Raw genomic sequence first — 17,961 nt, 5'->3', positions numbered from 1 at the left:
TCATTTTATTTGGAAGTTGCAATAACTATTATACAGCTGAGCGAATTGCATAGATGAATGTGCATAAATCATCGATGGGCTTCCTTGATTTATAGTCGTCGATAGAAAAACGCAGACCATCTACGAAAATCCTAAAACGGTCTATTAATATAGTTATATTACTTTAAAATGTTTTGCTTTGAGTATGAGCCAATTATTAAAAAGGACAATTCGGAAAACTATATTTATTTGGGGATGCACATTAATAATGCTGTCTTGCTCTAAAAAGAAAGATGTTATTACTGAAGAACCCGCACCAGTAGTGCCAACAAACCCAACAACAGGTGGTTCACCTGTAGAAAGAAATCCTGCCAATTCAAATTACAGCCCTGCTTTTACCGGTCAGACCCGAATTGAAGGAGTTATCACTGCCACAAGAATTCGTTCAACCATACTCACTTCATCACTAACTGCTCCATGGGGAATAGCTGCTTTGTCAGACGGAAGATTCATTGTAACTGAAAAAGCTGGCAGAATGCGGATGGTAAGTGGTTCAGGAGCTGTTAGTGAGGCAATTACAGGCATACCCCCAGTCAATTCTAATGGACAGGGGGGGTTGTTAGGAATATGTTTGGACCCGAACTTTAATGTAAATCGGATGATCTATTGGTCTTTTTCTGAGCCAGGTACTGGAGGGAACAGAACAAGTATTGCAAAAGGAAGGCTGGCTGACAATGAGCAATCTATTGAGGCAGCCATTATTATTTATCGCTCAAGTCCTGCTTATGCCGGAGTAAATCATTACGGAGGAAGAGTGGTGTTTGATGCCGCTGGTAATCTGTTTATTAGCACCGGGGAGCGTGCGGATAATGCAACCCGCGCACAGGCACAATCCACGGCCGCTTCTATTGGAAAAGTAATTAGAATTTCCACAGATGGGCAAGCGGTTGTTGGCAACCCCTTTGCTGGACAAGCTGGTGCATTGCCAGAATTATATTCTATCGGCCACCGGAATCCACAGGGACTTGCAGTACACCCAGTTACCGGAGAATTATGGTTGAGCGAACATGGTCCACGTGGCGGAGATGAATTAAACCGTATTCAGGCTGGTGCAAATTACGGCTGGCCTGTTATTACTTATGGCCTTGAATATAGCGGACAGCCAGTGCTAACCGGTAGTCAGCAAAGAGATGGTATGACGCAACCTGTTTATTATTGGGATCCAGTAGTTTCACCTAGCGGTATGACTTTTTACAATAGCGACCGAATACAGGAATGGCGAAATAACCTTTTTATTGGTGCTCTTAGTGGCATGCATATCGTTCGGCTGGTCATTGAAAATAATTTAGTTATCGGAGAAGAACGACTATTGGCCGCTGAAAGTCAGCGCTTTCGTGACATTACTCAAGGTACTGATGGTGCATTGTATGCCATTACAGACCAGGGGAGATTGTACAAGTTAGATAGAGAATGATCATTTAAATAGTAAAATAAAGTTATATGAAAAAAGTAATTTTCACCTTATTGATGTTTAGTGCAGGCTTTCAGGCCGCAAGTGCGCAGTCAAATAGCACATCTAGCACGCCAACAAAGTCAGAACAAGAAGTTTTGGACTTGTCCAAAAAGAAATGGCAATGGATGTCCGATAAAAATGTAGATTCTTTGAGTCTGTTATTTGATGCTAAGGCGATGTTTGTGCACATGGGTGGCAGCTGGGGAACAGAAAGGGAGCTTGATGTCATCAAATCAGGGGGTATACACTATAAAAAGGCTGAGGTTTATTCTGCTTCAGTTAAGCTATTTGGTAATACCGCCATTCTGTTAAATGATATCGACTTAGTAGCGGTACTGGGTAGCAATGAGGTTATCAATGCCTTTATGGTGACCGAAGTGTATATTAAGGAAAATGGTAAGTGGAAAATGGGTTCACTCACCTTCTCGAAACTTTCAAGGCCGGTTAAACTGCAGTCTGATAAAAAATAGTGCTATGCATAATCCAGAAGATAATAATAACTCACATGCTATGAATCGCCGTAGTGTGCTTAAAGGCGGCTTAGCCCTTGTTGGCGCAGCAATGTTGCCAGGAATTTCAAATGCGTCACCTGAGCAACCCGCACCCACTCATGATAAATCATTAACAGCACGTAGAAAACTAGGTAAACTTGAAGTTTCAAGCATTGGTCTTGGGGTTCAGAATATGCACCGAACCTACCAGACCACTATTCCCTCAAGACCTGAGATGATAAACATCATCAGGAAAGCCTATGAAACAGGGGTAACCTTATTTGACACCGCAGAAGCGTATGGCCCTTTTGAATGTGAACGGATTCTTGGCGAAGCTACCTCATCTTTCAGAAATAAGATTGTTATTGAAACAAAGTACGGATGGAATATTGATCAAAAGACCGGGCAACGTTTGCCTGGTTTGAACAGTCAGCCTAACCATATCAAGGAAGTGGTAGAAGGCATGCTGAAACGTCTTCGGACCGATCGCATTGACTTATTGTATCAGCACCGTGTAGACCCGGCCATTCCTATTGAGGATGTTGTTGGAGCTATAAAAGATTTGATAGGAGAAGGTAAAGTCCTACATTATGGGCTATCCGAGCCCGGGGAACAAACCGTTAGACGCGCGCATGCAATCCACCCGGTTACGGCTATTCAAAACGAATATTCGTTATTATGGCGCGGGCCTGAAGAAACGATAATTCCGCTTTGTGAGGAATTGGAGATTGGCTTTGTATGCTGGAGTCCACTTGGCGTAGGATTTTTGACCGGTGCAATTGACGAAAGCACTCGCTTTGCTCCCGGGGATATACGTGGCATGGAATCCCGCTTCTCTCCTGAAAACCTGCCAAATAATCTTGCACTTGTCAAACTACTAAAGACATGGGCGGAAAAGAAAAGTGCAACGCCCGGACAAATTTCTTTAGCATGGCTATTGGCGCAAAAGCCATGGATTGTGCCAATTCCTGGAACTACACAGATGCCACATATGTTAGAGAACGCTTCGGCAGCTGATATTAAATTGTCTGCGCCAGAGTTAAAGCTATTTAATCAGGAATTAGCTGGCATCTCCATAAAAGGCATGCGTTTACCTCAAGCGGTACTGAACTTTTCTGACGTGGAGGCACCGACAAAAAATTAAACTTTTCTACCCAAATGTTATACAGGTAATCAAAAAATTATGAAGTACTTTTTATTGGGATTGAGCCTATTTATTAATTGTTCAATTCATGCTCAAGAAGCTGCACCAACAGTAAAAACAAGTTTGGGGATTTTGAAAGGGGTGACTGAGGGTGATGTCTCCATTTTTAAAGGAATTCCATATGCTGCTGCACCTACCGGAGCAAATCGTTGGCGTCCACCTCAGCCATTTCCAGCATGGCAGGGCATAAGGGATGCGACAAAATTTGGTGCAGACCCTGCACAAATGGGGTTTCCCCGTGATGGTAATAAGATTTCTTCAACTTCGGCAGAAGATTGCTTGTTCTTAAATATCTGGCGTCCGGCTAACGTTTCGCCAAATTCAAAACTACCCGTAATGGTTTGGATTTATGGTGGAGCTTTTGTGTTTGGAAGCGGTGCTCAACCCGGTTATTCAGGTGTTAGGTTTGCTAAACAAGGAGTCATGCTGATCACAATCAACTATCGCCTTGGTCGTCTAGGCTTTTTCGCATTCCCAGCGCTAAGTAAGGAAAAACCGGAGGAATTTAAAGGCAATTATGCCTATATGGATCAAATTGCGGCTCTCAAATGGATACAAGAGCATATTTCGGCATTTGGCGGTGACCCGAAGAACGTAACAATTTTCGGTGAATCCGCAGGTGGTGTGTCTGTTCAATCGCTTTTAACGATCCCAAGTGCAAGAGGGCTTTTTCATAAAGCAATTGTCGAATCGGGAGGCGGCCGTGATGGTGTGCTAACGGGGAAATCTATAAATAAAGAGAATGCTGATCGCTATTATCCTGTGTCTGCAGAAATAATCGGTGTCAATTTTGCCAAGAAACACGGAATTGAAGGCACTGATGCTGCTGCGCTTGCAAAATTACGTGGACTTAGCGTTGAGGAAATCATCGATGGTGGGCAAGAAACAGATGGTCCTGGTGGAGCCCCCATTTATTCCGGACCTATTTTGGATGGCAAATTAGTTGTTGAAACAGCTCAAAGTGCCTACAATGCAGGCAGAGTACCAAAGGTTCCGCTAATGATAGGATCTAATAGTGCCGAGATAGAAGCTGGCTTTATTAATGCAAATTCTAAAGAGGAGCTGTTAAATTTATTCGGCGACATGGCTGCTGAAGCAAAGGCGGTTTATGACCCCGATGGGACTACAGACTTTGCTAAAATGCGCACCATGGTCATAACAGATAAGGTGTGGGCAGAACCAGCGCGTTTTACAGCAAAAGCGTTTGCCTCGAAAAAAGTGCCCGCTTATGTGTATCTTTTTTCTTACGTGTCTCCTTCTTCACAACAACGAATGCGTTTTGGGGCGGCACATGCATCAGAAATTTCCTATGTATTTGATAACATAGCAAGCCGGGATGGAGCAGCTATAACGCCTAAGGATCAGGAAGTGGCGAAAACAATGAACACTTATTGGGCTAACTTTGCTAAAACAGGCAATCCTAATGGCGCAGGATTACCACAATGGCCAGTATATATCACTCAAAAAGCCGAAATATTAGAAATTCAGGCTGATGGGTCAGCGGTAGGTAAGCCTGACCCCGTTAAAGCCAGAATGGATCTGGTAGAAAAGGCTGTTGCAACTGGAAATCTTTATTAAGCAAGTGCAAGCAATGACTAATTAACTGTATCTAATAATATTATAAAAAGGAAATTATGATTGCCAAACAAATTAATACCAGCAGGCATAAGGGCACATTTAGGTCATTTCTTGTAATGACAGTGCTATTATTAATAGTAGGTTTCATGGCCGTTGGGTCAGGAATTGGGAACGAGGAAGAGAAAACGCAGGCTAAGCCTACAGTGGTAAAAGACAGTGTTGAATCAGTAAAGGCTTTTAAAAAGGTGTATGCTGTATTGATGAGCCCACGCTGCATGAATTGCCATCCTGCAGGAGACGTGCCTTTGCAGGGAGATGACAGTCACCTTCATGCGATGCTGCCAAAAAGAGGCCATGACGGAAAAGGTGTTTTTGCAATGAAGTGCATGAACTGCCATCAGCCTACCAACACACCTGGTCTGCATACGCCTCCGGGCAACCCCGACTGGCATTTACCTCCTGCAGATATGAAAATGGTATTTGAAGGCAGATCACCTTATGAGCTGGCTAAACAGCTTGTCGACCCTAAACAGAATGGGCATAAGGATATTAAAAAACTTATTGAGCATGCTGATGACGACCTGGTTCTGGCTGGTTGGAACCCTGGAGAGGGTCGTACCCTTCCGCCAATGTCCCATGCCGAATTTAAAAAGGCCTGGATTACCTGGCTGAAAACCGGTGCTTTTGCACCACTGGAGAAATAATCATTTTGTAAACCGTCAAGGCATTCTAATGGAAAAGAGTAAAACAGATAATAGCAGGCGAACCTTTCTTAAAACCTCCCTATTAGCAGGAGGAGGATTACTGATTCACTTCAGCGGACTGGCGAAATTATCGCTGCCGCATAACGATGGTGGAGTTCCCGCTGTGAAATGGACTGAAATCAATGGTTACGTAAAAATCAGTCCGGAAAATATTGTTACGATCATCTGCCCAAATCCAGAATTTGGACAAAACGTAATGACTTCCCTTCCAATGATCGTAGCCGAAGAGCTTGGGGTCGACTGGAAAAAAGTAGTAGTAGAAATGGGGCCACACGACAACGTCAAATTAGGGCCTCAGTTTACTGGCGGTAGCAATTCCATGAGAATGTATTGGAAGCCCCTTCGAGAGGCGGGTGCAACTGCACGTCATATGCTGATGCTTGCAGCTGCTACGGCATGGAGCGTGCCAATAGACGAATTGACAACTAAGGATGGAGTGATCTTCCACGATAAAAGCGGCAAGAATGGCACATACGGCGAGTTCGCTGAGAAGGCTTCCGGCATTCCTGTTCCTAAAGGGGTGAAGCTAAAGGAGGTGAAAGATTTCAATGTTGTAAGAAGTTCACAGAAGAATGTAGAGGGCGCAAAACTTGTTAGTGGCAAACCGCTTTTCGGATTAGATTATCAGCATGAAGGGATGTTGATCGCTATGATACAGCATCCGCCTGCTTTTGGCATGACACATAAGTCTTTTGACGCCTCAGCGGCACTTAAGATGCCAGGTATTAAGGATGTCTTTACCATTAAATTATATGAAGAAGGTTTTGAACAAGGGGGCTTCGATGTACGCACATTTAATGACCTGATTGTCGTAGTTGGCAAAACAACCTGGGAGGTGATGAATGCCCGTAAAAAACTGATTGTAGAATGGGTGCCTGTAGGCGATGTCATCAATACCATGGGTGGCAGGAGTGGAAAAACAGAGGTGGTTGTTCCAGGAGAACTCGAGAATACCACTACGCAATTGCAAAAAATGCTAGACTATGCAAAAAAACCTGCCAGGCAGTTAAGAATGGACGGTGATCCGGAAACAGCATTCAAGAATGCCGCTGAAATTATCGAACGCACTTACAATGCACCATTCCTGGCACACAATTGTATGGAGCCAATGAATTTCTTTGCCCACGTTACTGAAGAAAAAGCGTTACTGGTTGGCCCTTTACAGGCTCCTGGATGGACGGAGCCGACACTTGCAAAAGTGTTAAAACTTCCAGCTGATAAGATCGAAATTCAAATGACGCGTATGGGCGGAGGTTTTGGACGCAGGGCATATGGACACTATTTGGTAGAGGCTGCGCTTATCTCTAAGAAAGCAAATGCACCGGTGAAGTTAATATATAGCCGTGAGGATGACTCGACATATGGTGTTTACAGGCCGATGTACACTGCAACTTACCGTGCAGCTTTAGATTCAAATAAAAATCTGATTGCTTTCCATGTTAAAGGAGGTGGAATTCCTGAACACGCCATTCATGCAAATAGGTTTCCAGCTGGTGCCATCGATAATTATCTTGCCGAAAGCTGGGAAATCCCATCTAATATTACAGTCGGCGCATTCAGGGCCCCACGATCTAACTTCAATGCAGCGGCAGAACAATGTTTCTTAGATGAGCTTGCAGAAGCAATGGGCAAGGATCCAATAGACTTCCGGTTGGAACTTTTGAAGAGGGCAAAAGAAAATCCCGTGGGAAAGAATAATGAATACGATGCTGACCGGTATGCCGGCGTGCTGGAACTAGTACGTGACAAATCGGGTTGGAATGGTGCAGAACATAAAAAATTTAGCCGTGGTGTCGCTGCTTACTTCTGCCATAACTCGTACGCTGCCCATGTGGTAGATTTGACATTAAAAGATGGGCAGCCCTATGTAGAACAGGTGTTTAGTGCTGTCGATTGTGGTATTGTAATTAATCCAGACGCTGCAGTAAATATGATTCAAGGTGCAGTTGTTGATGGCATTGGGAACAGTTTGTATGGCGGGTTGACACATAAAGATGGCGTAGTAAAAGAGAATAACTTTCATAGTTACAGGTTGATCAGAATGCATGAAGCCCCCAAGAAGATTGAAGTTTCATTTGTCCAAAATGATATAGATCCAACAGGGCTAGGTGAACCACCATTTCCACCTGTCTTTGGCGCAGTAGCGAATGCCCTTTATAAGGCATCGGGAAATCGTCATTACCAGCAACCCTTTGCCTTATCAAAAATTGAGTCTAGTAGTATTTAATTTATCAATCTTTTTACCCCTTACATTTTACATATGATTACCCTGAATATAAATAAGAAAAACTATAAGGTCGAGGCCGATCCAAATACGCCATTGTTATGGGTACTTCGCGACAACATTGGTCTTGTGGGAACAAAATATGGATGTGGCGTGGCTCAATGCGGAGCTTGCGTAGTCCATCTTGATGGTGAAGCTGTTCGCTCCTGCGTTACAAAAATCAGCCGTGCCCAGGGGAAAAAAGTGGTGACCATTGAAGGTTTGTCAGAGAATAACAGTCACCCACTTCAAATGGCCTGGCTTGAATTGGATGTTTCGCAATGCGGTTATTGTCAGGCTGGGCAAATCATGTCGGCAGCTGTGTTGCTTAAAGAGAAGAAGAACCCCACAGACCAGGACATTAACGACGCTATGGCAGGCAATATTTGCCGATGTGGAACTTACCTGCGCATCAAAGAAGCAATCCATTTAGCCGCAAAAGAGAGCAGTACTAAATAAACATTAGCTAATCAAACCATCAAATCTATTTATTTAATAACATTAGGCATGATCGCAGATTCTTTTGGTCGCATACACGATTATCTGCGGATATCACTAACTGATAATTGTAATTTTAGATGCTTTTATTGCATGCCGGAAGAGGATTACGATTTTACTCCAGCGTCCAGGCTAATGCAACCGAAGGAAATATTAACATTAGCAAGAATATTTGTTGATCAAGGTGTAACAAAAATCAGGCTGACAGGTGGTGAACCTTTGGTTCGTAAAGATGCCGCACAAATAATTGAAGGGCTTGGCAAACTTCCAGTAGAACTGGTGATCACAACTAATGGAACAAGAATCGCAGAAATGCTTCCTGTTTTAATTTCCGCAGGCATTAAGACCGTTAACATCAGCCTTGATACCTTGCAAAGGGAGAAATTCATGCTCATTACCAAACGTGACGCGTTTGAGCAGGTTCGTAATAGTGTAGAATTGCTCTTGCAGAACGACATTGTTGTTAAAATCAATATGGTTGTGATGAAGGGTTTAAATAATGATGAAATCTGCGACTTTATCAGCTGGACCAAACATCAGGCAGTACAAATTAGGTTTATAGAATTTATGCCATTTAGTGGCAATAAATGGACAAGTAATAAGCTTTTCTCGCTTCAAGAAATTTTAGCAGTAATTCAGAAGGGTTACACTGCTCTGCCCGTTGAAGGAAAACCTCACGACACCGCTAGGCGCTTCCATATTCCTGGCCATAAGGGTTCCTTTGCTATAATAAGCACAATGACTGCACCTTTTTGCAGTACTTGTAACAGGATGCGACTAACTGCGGATGGCAAACTTAAAAATTGTCTTTTTAGTAATGGCGAAACTGATTTGCTAACCGCACTGAGAGCTAAACAAGAAGTTCTTCCATTAATTCTAGCTTCCATTTGGAGTAAGAAGAAAGAGCTCGGCGGACAGTTTGATCATCAGTTTGAGCTAATAGATGCTCAGGGAATTAACAACCGAAGCATGATTACAATCGGTGGCTAGTATCTTATCTTAAGTTTCATAATACTAAAAATTAGAAGATCTAAATACACCTTGTAGTCGTTATAAAGGTGATGGCTGTTGAAGGAATACAATAATTGCAGATTTCGCTTTTATAAATTTGAAGTACATAAATTATAGGCATGCAACGCAGAAAGCACTATATCGAAAAGCTGTTTACCAGCTTCCTGCACCCGAAGCAGGTTCCCAACGACCTGGTTACAGTTCGGCGCCCGACCAATTAGTTACCATACGTCAATGCCCAGCTCCTGTCAATGGTTTATTTTTGTATCATCAAATCAACATATTATGGCACAAACAATTTTGCACAAAGCTGGTACCCGTGGTCATGCAGACCATGGCTGGTTAAAAAGTTTCCATACCTTTAGTTTCGCTAATTACTACAATCCGGAAAGAATGCAGTTTGGTGCATTGCGGGTTTTAAATGACGACCAGGTATCTGGTGGAATGGGATTTGGTAAACATCCGCATAACGATATGGAAATTATTTCCATTGCCCTGGAAGGCGAATTACAACATGAAGACAGTATGGGTAACCAAGCCGTGATTAAACCAGGAGAAATCCAGGTGATGAGCGCCGGTACCGGGATCTACCATAAAGAATTAAATAAACATGCAGATCAAGAAGTAAAATTTCTGCAAATTTGGGTAGTCCCTAATGAAAAAGGGGTAACCCCACGTTATGACCAGATTGAAATTCCCAATGTTGGAAAAAACAATCAATTGGTACAGATTTTATCACCTAGTCCAGAAGATGAAGGGGTTTGGATCCACCAGGAAGCCTGGTTCCATTTAGGAAAGTTTGGTCAGGATACCGAATTGGAATACCAATTAAAACAAGAAGGAAACGGTGTTTATGTGTTTGTTTTAAAAGGAAACCTGGAAGTAAACGGACAAAAACTGGAAACCCGTGATGGCTATGGCATATGGGAAACCAGCAGCATCGACATAACGGCTTCTGCTGGTGCAGAGGTGTTATTGATGGAAGTTCCGATGGATATATAATTTCTTATAAAGAAAATTATACTGTCGTTTCTCAGGGCTTTATAATTTCATATTTGAACAGATTTAGGGCTAGAATAGGATAATTAATCATCCAGGAATTTGAGATGGATTATCCCTTGGTCCATGTTCAGTCCAAGTTCAGTCCAAGTTGAGTCCAAGTTTTGCTAAGATTACTTGGATTCACTACGGAATGAATTGATTTCGAATTTGGACTTAGGAATAACTGCTGTTGAGTCTGTATAATTGCTTTAAACTATAAAAGCCGCCTTCTGCATAAAAACAGAAGGTGGCTTTTATAGTAATGGAGGCTATTAGCCTTTATTGTGCGCCCGGAGGGCAATTTTCTTTTAAAAACTTAGTAAAGGTAGCCGCCAGGTGAGCGCTGGTACCTGCACCTTCGTTAATGCTGTGGCTGCGGTTAGGATAAGCCATTAATTGGAATACTTTTTTATGTACAATTAACTCGTTGATCAGCATTTCAGCATTTTGATAATGCACGTTATCATCACCTGTTCCGTGGATGTACAGTAAATTTCCCTGCAGGTTTTTCGCGTAATTAATTGGTGAGCCTAAGGTGTAAGCTTCTTTTGTTTTTAAAGGCGATCCCATGTATCGTTCCTGATAAATGTTATCATAAGTAAGCTGGTTGGCTACTGCCGCTATCGCAATTCCGGTTTTATAGATTTCCGGATATTGGAACAACAGGTTCAGGGTAGAGGAACCACCGCCGCTCCAGCCCCAGACTGCAATTCTGTTTTTATCAACGAATGGCCATTCCATAATTTTTTTCGCTGCCATGGCCTGGTCTCTGATGTTCAGGCGGCCAATCTGCTGGTAAATGCTTTTGCGCCATTCGCGACCTTTAGGTGCAGGTGCACCACGGTTTTCTACAGAAATATAAATATAACCATCTTTAGCCATATCGCCTTCATACAGGCGGTTTATGCCTGCGCCATAAGTATCCGTAACGGTTTGTGAGGCTGGTTCGCCATACACATAGAACAGTACGGGGTATTTTTTGGCCGGGTTAAAGTTGTCTGGTTTTTTCATCCAGCCATCCATTTCCACGCCATCTTCAGTCGTAATTTTAAAGAACTCTACTTTGTTTTTTGGAGGCTGTATTTTCCCCAATTGGTTGGTTAAACTGCCATCCATAGTAAGGGGATTGCCGGTGGTCAGGTTCATCCATTCGCTTACTGGTCTGGAATTAGCTGATTGAAAACGGTGAAGGGCATAGGTGCCATCTGGTGAGATGTCGTAACTATGTGTACCGGCTAATATAGATGGCGTTACTTGTTCTAACTTCCCTTTGCCATCTAACTTGGTTTTAAACAGGTATTTTTGGGTGGCATTGGTTGGGGAGGCCATAAAGTAAAAAATATTGTTCTTCTCATCAATTAACGAGTTCTCGATAACATCATAATTCCCTTTTGTGATTAAGGTTTGCTTTTTACCGTCTTTGCTGATGCGGAAATAGTGCTTCCAGCCATCTTTTTCGCTCTGCCAGATAAATTCTTTATTGTCGTTTAACCATTTCCAGGGCTCACCGGCATCTATCCATGCTTTGTCGGTTTCTTCGTAAATGGAATTTACCTTGGCGGTTTGTGCATCGGCAACGTAGATTTTGCTGACGTTTTGTTCGCGGTTTAACTGCTGTAAAATCAGTTCCTTGCTATTTGGTATCCATTCCATGCGTGGAATGTAATGCTGGATGTTATCGCCGGGAACCGGCATCCAAGTGGTTTTAGCGGTATTAATGTCTACTACACCCACTTTACAAGCCGAAGGATTTTCACCCACTTTAGGGTATTCCACCGGGATGGTATAGGCATAGATGGAATCCGTATTGTTGATCATCAGGAAGTTTTTGATCTGACGGGCGTCCAGTTGCCAGTAAGCAATAGCTGTTCCGTCAGGACTCCAGCTAAATCCATCGCGGCAGCCAAATTCTTCTTCATACACCCAATCGAATGTACCATTTATGATGCGGTCTGTGCCATCTGTGGTCAGGGCTTTGCTGCTGTTTGTGGCAATGTCTTCCACGTAAATATTATGTTTTGATACATAGGCCACTTTATCACCTGTCGGATTGAACTTCGCAAACATCAGCGAGGAGGCTGGTTTATCTTTACCTATCTGGGTTACTTTATTGGTAGACAAATCAGCTACATAATAGTCACCGCGGGTCTCATAACGCCATACCTTTTTAGTGTTGGTGAAGATCAATGCTTTTTGTCCATCTTCAGAAAGCTGGAAAGACTTAATGTTGCCGGCATGAAGGCCTTTTGTGCCTAGCAGCGCTGCGGGAACAACGACCTTCCTGTCATTTTTTGGAAGGGCGACGGAAACAATGCCCTGTTCGTTAATTTGATAATAGGCGTTGGCATTTTTTGCCCAATTGATGGCGCCTCCATATTGTGCCATTGCCGGCGGTAACAGGCCGCCGATACTGGCTACAAAAATGACGATGATGGCTAGATTTTTTAATCTCATGGTTGTAGTTCTATAAATTGTTGAAAAACGGTTTGTAGGTATGCTTTACCTTGTTTAAGGGTTTCTTCAGTTTGTGGCACATTGTCTTTATCCGAATTATGGAGGATATTTTTGCCTGTATTGTCAAAGCTAACGCTATGTTTATCGGTGATCATGCCCAGGCCATTGTCCCAGCTAAAAAAAGCAAAGGCTTTGGTATAGGGGTTCATCAGGTTTTTACTCCAGGTAAACTGTTTGGCATCCATGTTCAGCTGGCTCATCAGGGTGGCCGCAAGATCGACCTGGCTACCTAGTTTTTCCACTTTTTTACCGCGGAATTCGGGTTTGATCACCTCGCCGTAAAACAACATGGGTACATGGTAACGTGCTGGCATGTACACTTCATTGGTCATTTTAGGTAAGATATGGCCATGGTCGGCAATGAAAATAAACAAGGTGTTTTTATACCAGCTTTGTTTTTTCGCTTGCTGCAGAAAATCGTTAATGCAGGAGTCTGTATAATAAGCTGTGCTTTTAATGGCTTCTGCATTGGTTAAGTTACCAAATTTATAAGCACCAGGCACCTCAAAAGGTTCGTGGTTGGTTAAAGTCATCACGGTAGAGAAAAACGGCTGTTTCACTTTGTTAAGCTCTTTCAATTGCCGGTTAAATACCACCCCATCATAAGCGCCCCATTTGGAGTTCATTTCACTTTCTTTAAAACTGCTTTTATCCACCAGTTGGTTGTAACCGTGACTGAGGATAAAGGCTTTGTAATTGTCAAATTCTGATTGTCCACCATAAAAGAAAGAGGTGGCATATCCATTTTTGAGAAACTCTTGTGGTATTGCCGGTATCGCTTCCATTTTATTGGTAAACTTGACTATGTTTCCATTTCCAAGACTAGGGTAGGCCGCTAAAGTTCCAATCAGGCCTTTATCGGTCCGGTTACCTGTGGAATAAATTTTATTAAATAACACACCCTTAGTGGCCATGGCGTCAAAATGTGGGGTAATATCTTCTGTGGCTTCACCTACACTTTTTGTTAAATCGGCGGTAAAGCTTTCCATAATAAACAGCACCACATTGGGCTTATTGGTGGTTAGCATGTGGATGGTGGTATCTTTTTCTACAGCATGTAAGTCTTTCACCGTTTGTTCAGCTTCAGTTCTACTGTAATAAAGGTATTTATTTTTGCTGGCGTTGCCAGAAGAAAGGGCACTTTTAAACAGGTTCCATTCTGTGTTTACAGCGGCCTGGTTAAGTAATAGCTGGTCAGAGAAATAAGCAGAACTCTGGTTCATGGTAGATACCCCTACGCCACCCCGGATAAGCAGGAAATTGATACCCAATAACAAGATGGTAAGGAGCAGTTTCGCCCAGATGGGGATAGCCACAAAATGGAGGTTTCTGCTCAGCAGCAGTTTTTTCCAAAGCAGACCGGTAACCACTAACACGGTGATGATGACCAGGGTAGGTAATATAGGAGATGATGCTCCGGAGGCAAAAGCTTCCACAGGATCGGTAAAGGCAAAACCCAATGCTTTAGCATTGAGTTTTGTACCCCATTCGCGGTAAATATTGAAGTTAATTGCTGCGATGATACTAAAGGCAACAATTAAAACGGTATTGTAAATATTAATTCCTTTAACGGTTACTGAATGACGGCCACTAAAGAACCAAAAAAGGTAGATCAATAGGGGAATGACACTCAGGTAACCGGCCATAGATAAATCTATGGGGATGGCATTGTGGAAAGTTGATAATGTTGTTTTTAATGGTACTTCGCGTAGTTTTTCATGATGGAAGGCTAAGAAAAGTGCCCGGTCCGTAAAAAAGAAAAGGAGCCAGAACAGGTAAAAACGAACAAAAAAAAGAAGACTTTTTAACATTTATGCCTAACCTCCACCTCTCAATGCTTCCAACTCTGCCATGGTCAATAGCTCATAACCTTCAGGTACAGCTAATGAAAACGGTCCTACAGCACTTTCCTTAATGCTTTTGATCGTCATGGTAGTTTTGATTGTATTTTGATCCAACGTAAATTTAATCGGAGTACCTTTCAAATCCTTAAATTCTGAATTGGCTGCACCTGGCGTTAATTCTACGTCCTTAGTTAACCAAAGTTCATAAGCTGTGCCTTTATCATCTTTATAAGTATATTTCTCCGTGTTGTAACCAGATACTGTTTCTTTTACACCAGTTGCTTTGAAATCGCTGTATTTTATAGATCCAGCTTGTTTTTCGATGTCTTCTTTAGACATTTTAGTAGCAATCTGTTTCTGTGCAATCGGTATGTCGATCAGCAATAGGGCATTGTTTGCTGCACCATCTTTGTAAATGGTCAACATGGTTGGCCCCATTTCCATGGCCAATTTAGAGATGTTGCCATTAAATTCAAGCTTGTTTTCTTTAGGCAAGGCAGAAACGTCAATGGCAGACTTCTGTTCTGCCGACAGGTCATATTCTACACCATAAACAATGGTACCCTGTGAAATTTTCTTCTGGGCATGGGCATAAGCCGCTGTGCCGATTAATAGGAGCGCAAGTACGCTGGTTTTAATTGATTTAAGCATTATTTAGTTATTTAGGTTACCAATTTATATTTTCTTTATTTACAAAGGCACTAATGCCCTTTTTAAAATCATCACTATCCCTTACTCTTGCATTTATCTGAACAGCTAATTCCAGACTTTTCTCCAACTTCTCATTGGTTGTTTGACCGATGATTTGTTTGGTGACCATTAATGAATTTGTGGAGGCTTGATGGCACAAATTTAAAGCAAATTCTCTGGTATTCTGATCAATCGTTTCTTTGTTTGTTACAAAATTGATCAGTCCGTAGGCTAAAGCTTGCTCGGCAGTAAAGAGATCGCCGGTGAGGAGTATTTGTTTGGCAATGGTTTCACTGGTTTTACGAAGCAGGAAACAGGCGACCAAAGCAGGAACAAAACCAAGTTTAACTTCTGTATAACCAAATTTAGCTTCAGGCACAGAAAAGATGAGGTCACAAACTGTAGCCAATCCGCATCCGCCAGCAATTGCATGTCCTTCTACCTGTGCAATCACTACTTTTGGGAGGTAGTAAATAGTTGTAAATAAGTTTTTTAAGTTGTTTGAATCGGCCAGGTTTTCTTCGTAGGTAAACTGTTGTAATTCCTGTAAGTAAGCAAGGTCGGCACCGGCGCTGAAGCTGGTTCCATTTGCTTTAAGGATAATCACTTTCACCTCATCATCGTCCGCAGCTTCGAGCATGTTTTCGGTAAGCAGTTTTACCAGCTCAGGATTTAGTGCATTTCGTTTTTCAGGCCTGTTTATGGTGATCGTGGCGATCCGGTCTGCAACCGAATATAAAACCAAAGGTTCTGTCATATACTTAAAATGGGTTTTTTTATCAAAGATGGTTTATTTTCTTCAAATCAGAAGGGGCATTTTTTATTTGTAAGGAAGTGACGTGGTGCAGGTCTAAGCCAGGTTTTATGGAGTACTGATAAGTTGCGCTTTCTGGCTCCAGGTCGGTATAGAGCAAAGCATGCTGGCCCTGGATGTAAGCCACGGCATGATGTTTATAGAGCTTGAACACGATGGTTTTAAACTGCTTTCTCGCTTGCAGCTGCTTTACACTAAGGGAGCTTTGCAGGCATAACCATGCGCATAAGGCGAAAAACAGCGAATATTTCTGTGCCTTGATGAAGGACCGGAGACCGAAAATGACAAGCAACAGCAGCAGGATCAATTCATGTGGCTGTAACCAGATTGAAGATATGGTGGCGTAAGGTAATGCGGCAATCCATGTTAAACCAGTGTTCATCATGTTAATCAGGTATTCCAATACCGGCGCCAGGAATTCGAGTTTTGCCAATAACATCAGCAGTCCGATATACATCATCAAGGTTACCGGAAGGAGGATAAACAAGTTGCTAAACAAAAAAAGTACAGGAAACTGGTGGAAGTAATAAACGCTCAGGGGGAAAGTGGTTAGCTGTGCGGCTATGGACAATGCCGTATAGTTCCACAATTTATCTGCCCACAGCGCTTTGAAATAAATGAGATGATAAAGCAGGGGTTGCAGGTAGATTAAGCCAAAAACTGATAAAAAACTGAGCTGGAAACCCAGGTCGAACAGTAACAGGGGTTGATAAATAAGTAAGGCGACCGCCGAAAAAGCCATGGTGTTATAACTGTTGCTTTGGCGGTTTATGGTTTTGCCAATAATAAAGGTGCTAAGCATAAAAGCGGAACGCAGGACGGAAGGGGAAAAACCTGTTAACATGGCATAAAACCAGATGAGGCCAATGATCAGCAAAGTTCTGCTGATTTTTAATAACCTGGACTTGTTCATAAACTGTAACAACGCATGGAGCACGATGTAAATCATACCTACGTGCATGCCCGACACCGATAAAGCATGAATGGTTCCGGTAGCGGAATAAGCGGCAAGTGTTTCTTTACTGAGGTCGGCACGGTAACCTAAAATCAGGGTGGAGGCCACCGCGAAGGCCTCGGGATGCTGCAGGGTTTTCTTAAAAAAAGCAACTTGTTGTTTCCTTAAATTGATGGCATAAACTTTCAGCGGATGGCCAGCAAAATGTTTTAAACGGAACACCTTCTGGGGCGGCACATAGAGCTGGTGGTATACCTGGTGATTGGCTAGCCAGTTTCGATAATCGAATTCACCAGGGTTTTGCGGGGGATTCACTGTTTTATAGCTGGCCGGCAGTATTAACACTTCGCCATAGGTAATAGTGTTAACTGAGGTACCTTGAATGGGGATGGTGACTAGCATTTTACCGATGCTCGCCAGGCTGTTGTGGTCTTGGTAGGTATGGGTTATACTTGCCTTAAAGCGAAGCAGGTCGCCTTTTAGCTGGGGTTCATCGTCTACAATGACCTTCAGGAATTCTGCTTGCTGTTTGGAGAAATGATTGGTTTGTAAGTGTTGCACCTGGATGAGGTAAGTCCAGGCTGCAGTAAAGAAAATGAGCAGGTACAATAGTGGTCCCCAATACACCTTCAAGTGATAAACCTTTAGCTTCCTGTAACCCATATTCAGAACCAGCAAGCCAAGGAATAATAGAGAGGTAATGGCAGCACAGACGTGTTGTACGATTAAAGAGGGGAGATAGTAAGCGAAAAAAATCCCTGCGATATAAACAAACAGGAGTTGTACAAACATAGTTTCCGCC

At 42.7% G+C, this 17,961-nt stretch carries 14 protein-coding genes; 9 read left to right on the top strand and 5 right to left on the bottom strand.

Annotated elements, in window-relative coordinates:
- Positions 1-247 precede the first annotated feature (247 nt).
- The 9 genes from IWX76_RS11605 (at position 248) to IWX76_RS11565 (ending at position 10,303) form a co-directional block, all read left to right on the top strand.
- Positions 248-1,453 carry a PQQ-dependent sugar dehydrogenase gene (locus IWX76_RS11605; RefSeq protein ID WP_334641788.1) on the top strand — a complete coding sequence of 402 codons (1,206 nt, stop codon included), beginning with the start codon at positions 248-250 and terminating at the stop codon, positions 1,451-1,453.
- A gap of 26 nt (positions 1,454-1,479) precedes the next feature.
- A complete protein-coding gene (locus IWX76_RS11600; RefSeq protein WP_196860104.1) occupies positions 1,480-1,962 on the top strand; it encodes a nuclear transport factor 2 family protein in 483 nt (160 codons plus the stop codon).
- 4 nt (positions 1,963-1,966) lie between these two features.
- Entirely contained in the window at positions 1,967-3,127 is a 1,161-nt protein-coding gene (locus IWX76_RS11595) for an aldo/keto reductase (RefSeq protein ID WP_196860103.1), read from the top strand.
- A 39-nt stretch (positions 3,128-3,166) separates the two neighbouring features.
- Positions 3,167-4,765 (top strand): carboxylesterase/lipase family protein, encoded by a 1,599-nt coding sequence (locus tag IWX76_RS11590; RefSeq protein WP_196860102.1) that lies wholly within the window; start codon positions 3,167-3,169, stop codon positions 4,763-4,765.
- A 146-nt stretch (positions 4,766-4,911) separates the two neighbouring features.
- Complete coding sequence (locus tag IWX76_RS11585; protein ID WP_334641785.1) at positions 4,912-5,469, top strand: hypothetical protein; 558 nt, start codon at positions 4,912-4,914, stop codon at positions 5,467-5,469.
- Positions 5,470-5,497: 28 nt separating this feature from the next.
- Positions 5,498-7,756: a xanthine dehydrogenase family protein molybdopterin-binding subunit gene (locus IWX76_RS11580; RefSeq protein WP_196860100.1), complete on the top strand. Its 2,259-nt coding sequence runs from the start codon at positions 5,498-5,500 to the stop codon at positions 7,754-7,756.
- Between the two features lie 33 nt (positions 7,757-7,789).
- Positions 7,790-8,251, top strand: coding sequence for a (2Fe-2S)-binding protein (locus IWX76_RS11575; RefSeq protein ID WP_196860099.1), 462 nt, complete (start codon positions 7,790-7,792; stop codon positions 8,249-8,251).
- A gap of 48 nt (positions 8,252-8,299) precedes the next feature.
- Entirely contained in the window at positions 8,300-9,280 is a 981-nt protein-coding gene (gene moaA, locus IWX76_RS11570; protein ID WP_196860098.1) for a GTP 3',8-cyclase MoaA, read from the top strand.
- Positions 9,281-9,586: 306 nt separating this feature from the next.
- Positions 9,587-10,303, top strand: coding sequence for a pirin family protein (locus tag IWX76_RS11565; RefSeq protein WP_196860097.1), 717 nt, complete (start codon positions 9,587-9,589; stop codon positions 10,301-10,303).
- 318 nt (positions 10,304-10,621) lie between these two features.
- On the opposite strand, the gene IWX76_RS11560 is transcribed toward IWX76_RS11565, so the two are convergent.
- The 5 genes from IWX76_RS11560 to IWX76_RS11540 are packed head-to-tail and all read right to left on the bottom strand — an operon-like array spanning position 10,622 to position 17,951.
- Entirely contained in the window at positions 10,622-12,796 is a 2,175-nt protein-coding gene (locus IWX76_RS11560; protein WP_196860096.1) for a S9 family peptidase, read from the bottom strand.
- Positions 12,793-14,667 carry an LTA synthase family protein gene (locus IWX76_RS11555; RefSeq protein WP_196860095.1) on the bottom strand — a complete coding sequence of 625 codons (1,875 nt, stop codon included), beginning with the start codon at positions 14,665-14,667 and terminating at the stop codon, positions 12,793-12,795. Before IWX76_RS11555 ends, IWX76_RS11560 begins: the two co-directional genes overlap by 4 nt.
- Before the next feature lie 6 nt (positions 14,668-14,673).
- Positions 14,674-15,351 (bottom strand): DUF4412 domain-containing protein, encoded by a 678-nt coding sequence (locus tag IWX76_RS11550; protein ID WP_196860094.1) that lies wholly within the window; start codon positions 15,349-15,351, stop codon positions 14,674-14,676.
- A gap of 16 nt (positions 15,352-15,367) precedes the next feature.
- Positions 15,368-16,147: an enoyl-CoA hydratase/isomerase family protein gene (locus tag IWX76_RS11545; RefSeq protein WP_196860093.1), complete on the bottom strand. Its 780-nt coding sequence runs from the start codon at positions 16,145-16,147 to the stop codon at positions 15,368-15,370.
- 22 nt (positions 16,148-16,169) lie between these two features.
- Positions 16,170-17,951 (bottom strand): ComEC/Rec2 family competence protein, encoded by a 1,782-nt coding sequence (locus IWX76_RS11540; protein WP_196860092.1) that lies wholly within the window; start codon positions 17,949-17,951, stop codon positions 16,170-16,172.
- Between the last annotated feature and the right edge of the window lie 10 nt (positions 17,952-17,961).

Source organism: Pedobacter sp. CAN_A7 (assembly GCF_015752175.1).
Lineage (GTDB): Bacteria > Bacteroidota > Bacteroidia > Sphingobacteriales > Sphingobacteriaceae > Pedobacter.
This window is presented reverse-complemented; position numbering and strand designations above follow the sequence as displayed.

What these genes read in the sequence shown, in the direction of transcription:
- IWX76_RS11605 (WP_334641788.1), top strand. Translation starts at nt 248, where the DNA reads ATGCTGTCTTGCTCTAAAAAGAAAGATGTTATTACTGAAGAACCCGCA.
- IWX76_RS11600 (WP_196860104.1), top strand. Translation starts at nt 1,480, where the DNA reads ATGAAAAAAGTAATTTTCACCTTATTGATGTTTAGTGCAGGCTTTCAG.
- IWX76_RS11595 (WP_196860103.1), top strand. Translation starts at nt 1,967, where the DNA reads ATGCATAATCCAGAAGATAATAATAACTCACATGCTATGAATCGCCGT.
- IWX76_RS11590 (WP_196860102.1), top strand. Translation starts at nt 3,167, where the DNA reads ATGAAGTACTTTTTATTGGGATTGAGCCTATTTATTAATTGTTCAATT.
- IWX76_RS11585 (WP_334641785.1), top strand. Translation starts at nt 4,912, where the DNA reads ATGGCCGTTGGGTCAGGAATTGGGAACGAGGAAGAGAAAACGCAGGCT.
- IWX76_RS11580 (WP_196860100.1), top strand. Translation starts at nt 5,498, where the DNA reads ATGGAAAAGAGTAAAACAGATAATAGCAGGCGAACCTTTCTTAAAACC.
- IWX76_RS11575 (WP_196860099.1), top strand. Translation starts at nt 7,790, where the DNA reads ATGATTACCCTGAATATAAATAAGAAAAACTATAAGGTCGAGGCCGAT.
- moaA (WP_196860098.1), top strand. Translation starts at nt 8,300, where the DNA reads ATGATCGCAGATTCTTTTGGTCGCATACACGATTATCTGCGGATATCA.
- IWX76_RS11565 (WP_196860097.1), top strand. Translation starts at nt 9,587, where the DNA reads ATGGCACAAACAATTTTGCACAAAGCTGGTACCCGTGGTCATGCAGAC.
- IWX76_RS11560 (WP_196860096.1), bottom strand. Translation starts at nt 12,796, where the DNA reads ATGAGATTAAAAAATCTAGCCATCATCGTCATTTTTGTAGCCAGTATC.
- IWX76_RS11555 (WP_196860095.1), bottom strand. Translation starts at nt 14,667, where the DNA reads ATGTTAAAAAGTCTTCTTTTTTTTGTTCGTTTTTACCTGTTCTGGCTC.
- IWX76_RS11550 (WP_196860094.1), bottom strand. Translation starts at nt 15,351, where the DNA reads ATGCTTAAATCAATTAAAACCAGCGTACTTGCGCTCCTATTAATCGGC.
- IWX76_RS11545 (WP_196860093.1), bottom strand. Translation starts at nt 16,147, where the DNA reads ATGACAGAACCTTTGGTTTTATATTCGGTTGCAGACCGGATCGCCACG.
- IWX76_RS11540 (WP_196860092.1), bottom strand. Translation starts at nt 17,951, where the DNA reads ATGTTTGTACAACTCCTGTTTGTTTATATCGCAGGGATTTTTTTCGCT.